The organism is Palleronia abyssalis (genome assembly GCF_900302445.1).
GTDB classification, from domain to species: Bacteria; Pseudomonadota; Alphaproteobacteria; order Rhodobacterales; family Rhodobacteraceae; genus Palleronia; species Palleronia abyssalis.
Map to the genome: position 1 here is coordinate 395,529 of NZ_ONZF01000003.1, position 12,061 is coordinate 407,589.

Genomic DNA, 12,061 nt, shown 5'->3' on the forward strand with positions numbered 1-12,061 from the left:
GGCCAGAGGGTAGCACCGTTCCCGCCGCCCGCAATGGACAGCGCCGCGCCGCGGCGTCATGTCTGGGCGCGACTGGAGGTGGCCCGATGACCGCAACAAATTCCGACGACCCGATCTTCGACATTCCCGAAGGCATGGACCGCCTGCGGGCCGTGATGGCCCGTTTGCGCGACCCCGACGCGGGCTGTCCGTGGGATCTGGAGCAGGATTTCGCCACCATCGCGCCCTACACGATCGAGGAAGCCTATGAGGTGCAGGACGCCATCCAGCGCGACGCGATGGACGACCTGAGGGGCGAGCTTGGGGATCTGCTGTTCCAGTCGGTCTTCCACGCGCAGATGGCCGAGGAGGCCGGGCATTTCGACCTGATGGACGTGATCCGGGGCATCACCGACAAGATGATCGCCCGCCACCCGCATGTGTTCGGCGATCAGAGCCGCGACAAGTCAGCCGACCAGCAAACTGCCGACTGGGAAGTCGAGAAGGCAAAGGAGCGGGCCGCCCGGGCCGAGACCGGCGTTCTGGATGGCGTGGCGCTGGCGCTGCCCGCGCTGATGCGGGCCGAGAAGTTGCAGAAGCGCGCCGCGCGGGTCGGCTTCGACTGGCCCGCGACGGATCAGGTCGTCGACAAGATCGCAGAGGAGGCGCGCGAGCTGGCCGAGGCGCAAAAGACCCTGCCGCAAGACAGGATCGCCGAGGAAATGGGCGATCTGCTGTTCTCGGTCGCCAATCTGGCGCGGCATCTGGGCGTGGATCCCGAAACCGCGCTGCGGGCGACGAACGACAAGTTCACCCGCCGCTTCGCCTTCGTCGAGGGCGCCCTGCGCGAGGCCGGCACCACCCCCGAGGGGTCCACGCTGGAAGAGATGGACGCGCTTTGGACCGCTGCGAAACGGGCTGGGATTTGACGGGGATGGGGCGTAAGCTGATCTCGACCGGATCGCCCTTCGAAACGGCGGCGGGCTATTCCCGCGCTGTCGTAGTGGGCAGGGACTGCCATGTTTCGGGGACGACCGGTTATGATTATGCCACGATGATCATGCCCGACGACGTCGCCGACCAGACGCGCAACGCGCTGGAGACCATCAGGCGGACGCTGGCCGAGGCGGGGTTCGAGTTCGCCGATATCGTGCGCGCCCGGTATGTCGTGACAGACCGCGCCCATGTATCGGCGGTGTTCGACGTGATGGGCGAGGCGTTCGGCGACATCCGTCCGGCCGCGACGATGATCGTTGCGCAGTTGATCGCACCGGAGATGAAGGTCGAGATCGACGTCACCGCGACGAAGGACTGACGGGTTCGCCCCATCTCGGTCGAATCGCGGATCTTCGGACAAGGGGGTGTGGGCTGTTCCAGGGGCATACATCCGACTGGTCCAGTCAGGTATTGACCCTAGCAAAACTCTCGGGTTTGAAGGGCGCACAGATTTTTCAAGGAGGAAACCCGACATGCGCACAGCACTGCTTGCCGCCCTGACCTGCGCCACCGCCCTGCCCGCGATGGCCGAGGTCAACATCTATTCCTATCGCCAGCCCGAGCTGATCCAGCCCATCATCGACGGGTTCACTGAACAGACGGGGATCGAGACCAACGTCGCTTTTGTCGAGCAGGGCCTGGTCGAGCGTCTTCAGGCCGAGGGCGAGCGCAGCCCGGCCGACATCATCATGACCGTGGATATCAGCCGCCTGACCGGCGCAAAGGATGCGGGTGTCACGCAGTCCGTCGAAAGCGACGCGCTGTCGGACAACATCCCCGCCTCGCTGCGCGACCCCGAAGGCCACTGGTTCGGCGTGACGACGCGCGCCCGGATCGTCTATGCCTCGAAAGAGCGCGTGGAAGAGGGCGAGATCACCACCTACGAGGATCTGGCCGACGACAAATGGGAAGGCCGGATCTGCACCCGCTCGGGCACGCATGTCTACACGCTGGGCCTTGTCGCCGCGATGATCGAGCATCACGGCGAAGAGTACACGAAGGAATGGCTGGAAGGCGTGAAGTCGAACCTTGCGCGGCGTCCGCAGGGCAACGACCGCGCCCAGGTCCGCGCCATCTGGGCGGGTGAATGCGACATCAGCCTGGGCAACACCTATTACATGGGCAAGATGCTGGAAGACCCCGAGCAGCAGGAATGGGCCAATTCGGTCCGCGTGACCTTCCCCGAGTTCGAGGATGGCGGCACGCACCTGAACATCTCGGGCGTCGCGATGGCCGCGAACGCGCCCAACCCCGAGGACGCGCAGGCGTTCATGGACTACCTGGCCTCGCCCGAGGCGCAGCAGATCTATGCCGAGGCGAATTACGAATATCCCGCCGACCCCTTGGTCGCCGCCTCGGACCTTGTGCAGAGCTGGGGTGAGGTGACGGGCGACGAGACGGATCTGGCCGCCATCGCCGAGCATCGCGCAGACGCCCTGCGCCTGGTCGAAGAAGTCAACTTTGACGGGTGAACCGCATCCGCAAACGCCCTGACGGGCGTTTGCAGCGGCGAACGCCCATAGCGCAGGCGTAGGGCCAGCAGGTTGGGGATAGGCGACCCTCCGGTGGAGGGTCGCACCCGATCACGCCCGAAGCGAAGGCGAAAGGCCGGACAAGCGCAAGCGTAGGGCCGACAGTCAAGGGAACGCCCCTTTGGTGGAGGGGCGTTTCAGATCGCGGGAAGCCTGCATCACTGCAGCCGAACACCCAATGCAAACGCCCCGCTGGGGCGTTTGCAGCGCACCACGTCCCTTGTGATCACCTGGGGGACGAGAATCCGTCCTCTCCCTTTCAGACATCGCCTGCCCACCGCAAAGTCGGCCACCCACCGCCCCCGAATCCGCGCGGGTTCCGGATCGACTGCGGCGCACGGGGCGTGCATCCTGTCCACTCGACGTTGCAAGCGAGGACGACATGCCCCCATCTTCCTGGATCACATACGGCGTCGTGCTGGGCTTCGGGCTTGGCGGGTTCTTCGACGGGATCCTGCTGCACCAGATCCTGCAATGGCACCACCTGCTGAGCCTCGTTCCCGGGGTGGAAGACCTGCGCGCGCAAGTTCTGTGGGACGGGCTTTTCCATGCGCTGATGTATGTCATCGTGGCGGTCGGGCTGTGGGGCCTGTGGCGCGCGTACAGACGCGGGGGCGAAATCGGCGGGCGGGCACTTTATGGCGCGCTGCTGATGGGGTCGGGATCGTGGCACATCGTGGACGGCATCCTGTCCCATTGGATCATGGGCATTCATCGAATCAAAATCGACGCCACGCAGCCGCTTTTATGGGATCTGGCGTGGTTCGCGCTGTTCGGGCTGGTGCCGTTCGCCCTTGGCTGGAGGATGCGCGGGGGTGGCGGGTCGTCGGGCGGGCGGATGCGCCAGCGGGCGACGATGCTGGCGCTGATGGCCGCCGGGATCGGCGGCGGTCTGTGGGCCATGCAGCCACCCCCGGGCCAGACCTTCACCACGGTGGTCTTCCACCCCTCGCGCGGGCTGGCCGAGGTGATGGCGTCCCTTGCGGCGACGGACGCCACGCTGGTCTGGGCGGATGACGCCATGGGGGTCGTGGTCGTCGATGTCGCGCCCGAGCGGCGCTGGACCTTCTATCGGCACGGCGCCCTTCTGGTGGGCGGGTCGGCCCTGCCGGCGGGCTGCTTCGGGTGGAGCACGGCCTGAGGCACCGGCGCGGCCGCCTCAGCCCGCCTGCGCGTCCGGGACCGGCAGGGTCAGTGATCCGTCCTCGGCCAACGGCCAGTACGGGTTGTGCGCCACCTCCCACACATGGCCGTCGGGGTCGGCGAAGTACCCGGAATAACCGCCCCAGAAAACCTCCTTCGGCGGTTTGCGCGCCGTCCCACCCGCGTCCAGCGCGGCGGCGAAGACCGCGTCGACCTCGGCCCGGTCTTCGCAGTTCTGCGCCAGTGTGGCGGCGCCAGTGCCAAGTGTGTCGGGCGCGACGGCCTGATCCTCGGCCAGCGCGTCGCGGTCGAACAGCGCCAACGCCGCGCCGTGCATCTGGTACAGCGTCAGCGTGGGCAGCGAGGAGGCGTGCGAGCTCCAGCCCCACCCCTCGTAGAAGGCGCGGGCGCGGTCCATGTTTCGAACGCCCAATGTGATCAGGGTGACGCGTTGTCGGGAACGTTGCATGGGCGGTCCTTTCGGGGATGTCGCGTCAGCCTATCCCGGACCTTCAAGACGACGAAAGCCCCGCGGCCGTCGCCACGGGGCTTTTCGAAGGAAGTGGCGCGGTTGACGGGGCTCGAACCCGCGACCCCCGGCGTGACAGGCCGGTACTCTAACCAACTGAGCTACAACCGCATTTCGGCCGGAACATCGTCGGGGCAATGGTGGCGCGGTTGACGGGGCTCGAACCCGCGACCCCCGGCGTGACAGGCCGGTACTCTAACCAACTGAGCTACAACCGCCCATTGCCCGAACGGGGTGCCCCGAACGTGAGGCGCGTTCTATGCACGGGGGGTCAGGGCGTCAAGCGGTTTCCGGGCGATTTCTTCGCCGGCTGCCCTGCCCTTATCCAAGGTCCTTGCGCATGGTCGCCATGCCGTTGCGGCGGCCGAGCTCCTCGAACCCCGCGCCCTGGTAAAGGGCCAGCGCCGGGGCGTTGTCGAGTTCGACCTTGAGGGTGATCGTCAGGGCCTGAAGCTCGTGCGCCGCGGTTTCCACATGCGCGATCAGCTCGCCGCCGCCGCCGCCTCGCACGGAAGGGTCGAGATAGACGAAGACCAGATGGCGCTGTTCGGGGCCGATGCCGACGCGCAGGGCGAAGAACCCCTTTTCGGCGCCTGTGGCATCCAAAAGGTAGTAGGCCGCGTCTGAAGGCTCGTTCAGCCAGATCTCCAGCCACTCCATCGGATCGAAGGGCTGTTTCGCGCCGGGATTGACCAGTGCTAGGTCGCCGGGGTCGGACAGAAGCCGGCCAAGCGGGTCGGGGTCGAAGGGACGGCTGCGATGAAGGGTAAGGTCGGGCATGATCGGGCTGTCGTCTGGGCCCGGTCACATCCCGCCGCGGCAGGGGCCGGGGATGGGAATGGTGGGCGGTGAGGGGTTCGAACCCCCGACATCCTCGGTGTAAACGAGACGCTCTACCAGCTGAGCTAACCGCCCGGACCACGCGCTTCTATCGTCGGGACCGGGCGGTTTGCAAGCCCTACCAGTCGAACGGGGCGCCCGTTTCCCGGGTGCCCAGAAGGAAGGCGTCCGCGACCATTTCCATCGGGCGCGTGTCGGTCTCGGACGTTCCCTTCGCGACCAGTTCGGCCAAACGAGCATAGAGGTGGTCGTATTCGTCCAGGGCGTCGCCCAGATCGATTTCCCCGTCGCCATCGTCGATGCCGCTGCCCGACCGGGTCAGGGTAAAGGCGCCTTGGTCGGTCTCGATCTCCATGTTCCAGATGGGCCCGCCGTCATGGCGCCAGTCGAGGGTGCAGGTCATGTCGGCGCCGTGGGGATGGGTGAAGGCGACATCGGCGGCGATGGGGGTCTCGCGTCCTTCCGGCACGATCATGTGGGTCTTCGAGACATGCGGAAAGTCGGGCAGTATCCTGGCCAGGATCGAGAACGCATTGATGCCGGGGTCGAAGACGCCCAGGTTCCCGGCGTCCCAGATCCAGTCCTGATCGGGGTGGAACTGGCGGATATCCTCGCGCCAGTCGATGGTCAGCCGTTTCAGCCGCGCGTCCTTCAACCGGTCGCGGGCCATGTTGCAGGCGGCACCCATGCGGCTGTGCCATGACAGGAACAGCGTGACGCCCTGGGCCTCGGCCTCGGCGATCAGCTTGCGGCATTCGATCAACGTGACCGCAGGGGGCTTTTCAAGCATCACGTTAAGTCCGGCCCGCATCGCCTTGATCGCATAGTCGAATCTGGGCGCAGGCGGCAAAGAGAGAGAAACGGTCTTCACCTCACCCGGATCGGCCAGGAAATCCTCCATCGTCTTGAACGCGCGGATGCCGTCGAGGGAGGCATTGCGGCTGATCGTGGCATCGAGATGCCAGTCCGAGCTGCGCTGCAACGCGGGCAGATGGGCGTCGCGGGCGATCTTGCCGATACCGGCAAGCGCGATGGGCTGGGTCATGGGGGATCCTCGTCTCGTGTCAGGGACGCAGATGGACTAGGGTGGGCCCGTGTCAACGTCAGGGGAAGACTTGGGATGCCGACCGAGAGACTGGAGTTCACTTCGCCGCAGGGCGTGATGCTGGATGCCCGGCTGGATCTGCCCGTGGGACGGGTGCGGGCGACGGCCCTGTTCGCGCATTGCTTCACTTGCGGCAAGGACATCGCCGCGGCACGCCGGATCGGGGCGCGGCTGGCGGCGGGCGGAATCGCGGTGCTGCGGTTCGACTTCACCGGGTTGGGACGCTCGGGCGGCGCGTTTGAGGAAACGACCTTCGCCTCGAATGTCGGGGACCTGGCGGCTGCGGCCGGGGCGTTGGCGGACCGGATCGCGCCCCCTGCCCTTTTGATCGGCCATTCGCTGGGCGGGGCGGCGGTTTTGAAGGCCGCGGGCGCGCTGCCCTCGGTCAAGGCCGTGGCCACCATCGGCGCCCCGTTCGAGCCGGGGCACGTCACCGGCAATTTCGGCGACGCGCTGGGGCGGATCGCGGCCGAAGGATCGGCAGAGGTCAACCTTGGCGGACGGCCCATCCGGATTGGTCGCGATTTCGTGGACGGGGTCGACGGGCTGGACCTGACCGACGCGATCGCGGGCCTGAACCGCGCGCTTCTGGTGATGCATGCGCCGCTGGATTCGGTGGTGGGGATCGACAACGCCACGCGCATCTTCACCGCCGCGAAGCATCCCAAAAGTTTTGTGACGCTGGACAGCGCGGATCATCTGGTTTCGGCTGAGGCGGACGCGGTCTATGCCGCCGATCTGATCGCCGCGTGGGCCGCGCGCTATGTCGACATGGACGAAGGCCCCGCGCCGGCGGCTGCGCCAGAAGGCATCGTTCGGGTGCGCGAGAACGACGGCTTCTTGCAGGACGTCACTGCGAACCGCCATCACATCCACGCCGACGAGCCCAGGTCCATGGGCGGCACGGATATGGGGATGACTCCCTACAATCTGCTGTGCGCCGCCTTGGGGGCCTGCACGTCGATGACGCTGCGGATGTATGCCGACCGCAAGGGTTGGCCGCTCGAGGGGGTGACGGTCGATGTCTCTCATGACCGGTCCCACGCGAAGGATGCCGGGACCTCGGCCGACACCCGCGCGGACCGGTTCCACAGGACGATCACGATAGACGGCGAGTTAAGCGACAATCAGCGTTCGAAACTGCTGGAAATCGCGGACAAGTGCCCCGTCCACCGATCGCTGGAGTCGGGCGCGCGGATCGACACCGCACTGGCGGATTAGAACAGCTTTGACTTGAGCGCGCGTTCGACGGCCGGGGTCACGAAGGGCGAGATGTCGCCGCCGAGACGCGCGATCTCCTTCACCAGCTTCGAGGCGACGGCCTGATGCTCGGCCTCGGCCATCAGGAACACCGTCTCGATCGAATCGTCGAGGCGGCGATTCATGCCGACCATCTGGAACTCGTATTCGAAATCGGCGACCGCGCGCAGCCCGCGCACGATCAGCTTGGCACCGACATCGCGGGCGCAATCGATCAGCAGATTCTCGAACGGGTGGGCGATGATCTCGACCCCCGTCTCCTCGGCGATGGTCTTGCATTCGCCCTCGATCATCGCGACCCGCTCGTCGAGGGAGAACATGGGCCCCTTGTCGCGGTTGATGGCGATGCCGATGACCAGCCGGTCGACCAGGACCGTCGCCCGGCGGATGATGTCCAGGTGGCCTTCGGTCACCGGATCGAAGGTGCCCGGATAGAGTGCCGTGCGCATGGCGATGTTCCCCCTCTCGCGTCCGGCGCCACGCAACATTGTTGCATGGCGCTTTGCAAGCGGAAGATCAGTGGCCCATCACCATGCCCTGCAGCGCGTCCCGCTCCATCGCCAGCTCGCTCAGGCGGGCCTTGACCACGTCGCCGATCGAGACGAGGCCAATCATCTGCCCGTTTTCAATGACCGGCATGTGGCGGAAGCGGCCCTCGGTCATCTTGGTCAGAACGGCGTCGAGGGCATCGTCCTTGGCGCAGCTTTCGATCTTGGCGGTCATCAGTTCGGACACAGGTGTGTCGAGGCACCCGGCCCCGCTGCGGCCCAGTTCGCGGACGATGTCACGCTCGGACAGGATGCCTTCGGGGCCACCGCCTTTTTCGCAAACGATCAGCGCGCCGATCCGTTTCTCGGACAGCATCGCCGCCGCCTGGGACACCTTCGCCCCCGGCGTGATCGTCAGGACGTCGCCGCCCTTGTCCCGTAAAACCCGTTCGATACGCATTACCGGCCCTCCAAACCTTACTGCTATCCCGTAGCGTGTGCGCGGGGCCCGCCCCCTGTCAAGCCAGTCCCTCGGCGCGGTCGACTTCGGCCCGCAGGCCTTGGGCCAGGGCCGCGGCCACCGCGTCCAGGCGCGCGGCGCGCGGGTCCTCGGCCGGGCGCAGCAGCCAGAAAGCGCGGGTCAGGCGCACGGCATCGGGCAGCGCGCGGATCACGCCCGGAAGCTGGGACAGCGCGAAATCATGCACGATGCCGATCCCCTGCCCCCGCGCGATCCACTGGCCCTGCACCACCACCGAGGACGAGGCGAGATCCACGCGGCCCACCCCGATCTCGCCCAGATAATCGAGCTCGCGGTCGAAGATCATGTCGGGGACATAGCCGACGACGCGGTGGCGGCTCAGCTCATCGACCGCTGCGATCGGCCGGTCGACCAGGTAGTCGCGATGCGCGGCGAGGCTGAGGCGATAGTCCGACACCTTCTGCACCGTGATCCGCCCCGCCGTAGGGCGCGAGACGGCGATGGCCATATCGACCTCGCGCCGGTTCAGGTCGAACACGCGCGGCAGGGCCACGATCTCCACGGTCAGGCCGGAGTTGGCGGCGACCATCTCCGCCGTGACCTGCGGCAAGAGCCAGGTCGCGCAGCCCTCGGGTGCGCCGATGCGCACCGCCCCCGTCATCGCTCCGCCCAGTTCCGCCTCGGCCGCGCGCATCGCCGCTTCGGCCCGTTCGGCATGGTCGAACAGGCGCCCCCCCTCGGCCGTCAGCCGGTAACCCTGCGGCCCCTTCACGAACAGCGCCGCGCCTAATGCATCCTCCAGCCGGGCCACGCGGCGGCCCAACGTCGCGGGATCGAGGCGTAGGGACCGCGCGGCCCCGGTCAGCCCGCCATCCCGCGCCACGCCCAGAAAAACACGCATATCGTCCCAATGCATCGCCGCATCCTTGCAAAATCACAAAACCGCTTTGGGATGCTGCCCCTAGCACGGGAAAAACTGCAAGCTATCCTTCGCGTGACCAAGTTTTACGGGAGGGTCATATGGAAGAGCTGCATCACTGGATCGACGGCCAGCGGGTCAAGGGCACTTCGGGCCGCTTCACCGACGTCTACAACCCCGCCACGGGCGAGGTGCAGGCGCGCACGCCGCTGGCCACCACGGCCGAGCTGGACAAGGCCATCGCCAGCGCCGCCGAAGCCCAGAAGGGCTGGGCCGCGACGAACCCGCAGCGCCGCGCGCGGGTGATGATGCGCTTCGGCCAGCTGATCAACGAGCACATGGACGAACTGGCCGAGCTGGTCAGCCGCGAGCATGGCAAGACCATCCCCGACGGGCGCGGCGACGTGCAGCGCGGTCTTGAGGTGATCGAGGTCTGCATGGGCGCGCCGCACATGCTGAAGGGTGAATACACCGACGATGGCGGCCCCGGCATCGACCTTTATTCCATGCGCCAGCCTTTGGGCGTGGTCGCGGGGATCGTGCCGTTCAACTTCCCCGCCATGATCCCGCTGTGGAAGATGGGACCGGCGCTGGTTTGCGGCAACGCGATGATCCTCAAGCCGTCCGAGCGGGTGCCGTCCGTGTCGCTGCGGCTGGCCGAGCTGATCAAGGAAGCGGGCCTGCCCGACGGCGTGCTTCAGGTCGTCAACGGCGACAAGGAAGTGGTCGACGGCATTCTGGACAACGACACCATCCAGGGCGTGGGCTTCGTCGGATCGACCCCGATCGCGCAGTATATCTATGGCCGGGCCTGTTCGAACGGGAAGCGCGCGCAGTGCTTCGGCGGTGCGAAGAACCACATGATCATCATGCCCGACGCCGATCTGGACAAGGCGGCCGACGCTCTGGTGGGCGCGGGCTACGGCGCCGCGGGCGAGCGATGCATGGCCGTCTCGGTCGCCGTGCCGGTGGGCAAGGACACCGCCGACGCGCTGGTCGAAAAGCTGATCCCCAAGGTCGAGGCGCTGAAGGTCGGCCCCTATACCGCGGGCGACGACGTGGATTTCGGCCCGGTCATCACCGGGGCTGCGCGCGATCGGATCAACGGGCTGGTCGAAAAGGGCGTCGAGGAAGGTGCTACGCTGGCCGTCGACGGACGCGGGTTCAAGTTGCAGGGCTACGAGAACGGCTTTTTCGTGGGCCCCTCGCTGTTCGATAACGTCACGCCGGACATGGAAATCTATAAAGAAGAGATCTTCGGCCCCGTCCTGTCCCAGGTCCGCGCCGACACCTATGACGACGCGCTGAACCTGATCATGGACAATCCCTACGGCAACGGGGTGGCGATCTATACCGCCGACGGCGACACCGCGCGCGATTTCGCGCACAAGGTCAATGTGGGCATGGTCGGCATCAACTTTCCGATCCCGGTGCCGCTGTCCTATCACTCGTTCGGCGGGTGGAAGAAGTCGGCCTTCGGTGACCTGAACCAGTACGGCCCCGACGCGTTCAAGTTCTATACCCGGACCAAGACCGTCACGGCGCGCTGGTTCTCGGGGATCAAGGATGCGGCTGAGTTCAACTTCAAGGCCATGGACTAACCCGGTCGCGGCGCGCCCCCGGGTGCGCCGCGCAAGGGGGGATGACATGACCGAGCCGGACTTCACCATCGGGATCGAGGAGGAATACCTTCTTGTCGATGCCGAGACGTGCGACCTGGCCGAGGCGCCCGAGGCGATGATCACCGCCTGCAAGGAGCGTGTCGGCGACCGGGTCTCGCCCGAGTTCCTGCGCTGCCAGATCGAGGTCGGCACCCGCGTCTGCGCCGATATCGGCGAGGCGCGGGCCGAGCTGACGACCTTGCGCCGCACCGTGGCCGATGTCGCGGCCGAGCATGGCCTGGCGCCCATCGCCGCCGGCTGTCACCCCACCGCCGACTGGTCCGAACAAACCCACAGGGACCGCAAGCGCTATAACGAGCTCCGCCGCGATCTGGCCGCGGTGGGCGAGCGGATGCTGATCTGCGGGATGCATGTCCATGTCGGGATCGACGACGACGACACCCGGATCGACCTGATGAACCAGGTCTCGTATTTCCTGCCGCATCTTCTGGCGCTGTCGGCCTCGTCGCCGTTCTGGCAAGGCAGGGACACGGGACTGGCGTCCTACCGGCTGGGGATTTTCGACAACCTGCCCCGCACCGGGCTGCCGCCGCGCTTCGACGGTTGGGCTTCCTACCGGCGCTACGTGGATACTTTGATCGGTGCCGGGCTGATCGAGGACGGGTCGAAAATCTGGTGGGATCTGCGCCCCTCGGACAGTTACCCGACGCTGGAGACTCGGATCTGCGACGCCTGCCCCGAGGTCGAGCACACCCTGTCGCTGGCCGCCACGATCCAGGCGACGACGCGGTTCCTGTGGCGGCTGAAGAAGCAGAACCGGCGGTGGCGCGTCTACGACAACGCGCTGCTGAACGAGAACCGCTGGCGCGCGCGACGCTATGGCACCGCTGAGGGGCTGGTGGATTTCGGCGCGGGCGAGGTCGTCGCGATGGCGCGGCTGGTCGATGAATGGGTGGCCCTGATTGCCGAGGATGCCGAGGCGCTGGGATGCCGCGCCGAAGTCGAGGGACTGCGCGATATCGTGGCGGGCGGCATCTCGGCCGAGCGGCAGAGGGCGGTTCATGCCGAGGCGTGTGAGGGCGGGTCCGACGATGCTGCCGGCTGCCGCGCCGTCACGCGGGACCTGGCGCGGCGCTTCGTGCCCGCGGCGCCGCACTGAAACAGGAT

The 12,061-nt window shown here is 66.8% G+C and carries 13 protein-coding genes and 3 tRNA genes; 7 read left to right on the forward strand and 9 right to left on the reverse strand.

Annotation, left to right across the window (positions count from 1 at the left end; all coding sequences use genetic code 11):
- Positions 1-86: 86 nt before the first annotated feature.
- From mazG to PAA8504_RS09230, 4 genes are all read left to right on the forward strand, one after another.
- A complete protein-coding gene (gene mazG, locus PAA8504_RS09215) occupies positions 87-908 on the forward strand; it encodes a nucleoside triphosphate pyrophosphohydrolase (RefSeq protein WP_108893883.1) in 822 nt (273 codons plus the stop codon).
- Between the two features lie 5 nt (positions 909-913).
- Entirely contained in the window at positions 914-1,294 is a 381-nt protein-coding gene (locus PAA8504_RS09220) for a RidA family protein (RefSeq protein ID WP_108894083.1), read from the forward strand.
- 154 nt (positions 1,295-1,448) lie between these two features.
- Positions 1,449-2,447, forward strand: coding sequence for a Fe(3+) ABC transporter substrate-binding protein (locus PAA8504_RS09225; RefSeq protein WP_108893884.1), 999 nt, complete (start codon positions 1,449-1,451; stop codon positions 2,445-2,447).
- Between the two features lie 442 nt (positions 2,448-2,889).
- Positions 2,890-3,648, forward strand: coding sequence for a DUF2243 domain-containing protein (locus tag PAA8504_RS09230; protein WP_108893885.1), 759 nt, complete (start codon positions 2,890-2,892; stop codon positions 3,646-3,648).
- An 18-nt stretch (positions 3,649-3,666) separates the two neighbouring features.
- Here PAA8504_RS09230 and PAA8504_RS09235 read toward each other — a convergent pair whose 3' ends face one another.
- The 6 genes from PAA8504_RS09235 to PAA8504_RS09260 all read right to left on the reverse strand — a co-directional run bounded on the left by PAA8504_RS09235 (position 3,667) and on the right by PAA8504_RS09260 (position 6,064).
- A complete protein-coding gene (locus PAA8504_RS09235) occupies positions 3,667-4,119 on the reverse strand; it encodes a VOC family protein (RefSeq protein ID WP_108893886.1) in 453 nt (150 codons plus the stop codon).
- Positions 4,120-4,213: 94 nt separating this feature from the next.
- Positions 4,214-4,290, reverse strand: a tRNA-Asp gene (locus PAA8504_RS09240).
- 30 nt (positions 4,291-4,320) lie between these two features.
- Positions 4,321-4,397 (reverse strand) — tRNA-Asp (locus PAA8504_RS09245).
- A 103-nt stretch (positions 4,398-4,500) separates the two neighbouring features.
- Entirely contained in the window at positions 4,501-4,959 is a 459-nt protein-coding gene (locus tag PAA8504_RS09250) for a GNAT family N-acetyltransferase (RefSeq protein ID WP_108893887.1), read from the reverse strand.
- A 59-nt stretch (positions 4,960-5,018) separates the two neighbouring features.
- A tRNA-Val gene (locus PAA8504_RS09255) sits at positions 5,019-5,094 on the reverse strand.
- Between the two features lie 43 nt (positions 5,095-5,137).
- Entirely contained in the window at positions 5,138-6,064 is a 927-nt protein-coding gene (locus PAA8504_RS09260) for a Gfo/Idh/MocA family protein (RefSeq protein ID WP_108893888.1), read from the reverse strand.
- A 75-nt stretch (positions 6,065-6,139) separates the two neighbouring features.
- Here PAA8504_RS09260 and PAA8504_RS09265 point away from each other — a divergent pair, with 75 nt between their 5' ends.
- Positions 6,140-7,345 (forward strand): bifunctional alpha/beta hydrolase/OsmC family protein, encoded by a 1,206-nt coding sequence (locus PAA8504_RS09265; protein ID WP_108893889.1) that lies wholly within the window; start codon positions 6,140-6,142, stop codon positions 7,343-7,345.
- Here PAA8504_RS09265 and coaD read toward each other — a convergent pair.
- The 3 genes from coaD to PAA8504_RS09280 form a co-directional block, all read right to left on the reverse strand.
- Positions 7,342-7,833, reverse strand: a complete 492-nt coding sequence (gene coaD / locus PAA8504_RS09270) for a pantetheine-phosphate adenylyltransferase (RefSeq protein WP_108893890.1) — start codon at positions 7,831-7,833, stop codon at positions 7,342-7,344. The genes PAA8504_RS09265 and coaD overlap by 4 nt on opposite strands.
- Positions 7,834-7,900: 67 nt before the next feature.
- Positions 7,901-8,332 carry a CBS domain-containing protein gene (locus PAA8504_RS09275; RefSeq protein WP_108893891.1) on the reverse strand — a complete coding sequence of 144 codons (432 nt, stop codon included), beginning with the start codon at positions 8,330-8,332 and terminating at the stop codon, positions 7,901-7,903.
- A gap of 58 nt (positions 8,333-8,390) precedes the next feature.
- On the reverse strand, positions 8,391-9,269 hold the full coding sequence (locus PAA8504_RS09280) for a LysR family transcriptional regulator (RefSeq protein WP_108893892.1): 879 nt from the start codon (positions 9,267-9,269) through the stop codon (positions 8,391-8,393).
- 104 nt (positions 9,270-9,373) lie between these two features.
- Between PAA8504_RS09280 and PAA8504_RS09285 the strand changes: the two genes are divergently transcribed.
- Both PAA8504_RS09285 and PAA8504_RS09290 read left to right on the forward strand, forming a co-directional pair.
- Complete coding sequence (locus tag PAA8504_RS09285) at positions 9,374-10,873, forward strand: CoA-acylating methylmalonate-semialdehyde dehydrogenase (protein ID WP_108893893.1); 1,500 nt, start codon at positions 9,374-9,376, stop codon at positions 10,871-10,873.
- A gap of 46 nt (positions 10,874-10,919) precedes the next feature.
- Positions 10,920-12,053, forward strand: coding sequence for a carboxylate-amine ligase (locus PAA8504_RS09290; protein WP_108893894.1), 1,134 nt, complete (start codon positions 10,920-10,922; stop codon positions 12,051-12,053).
- Positions 12,054-12,061 lie beyond the last annotated feature (8 nt).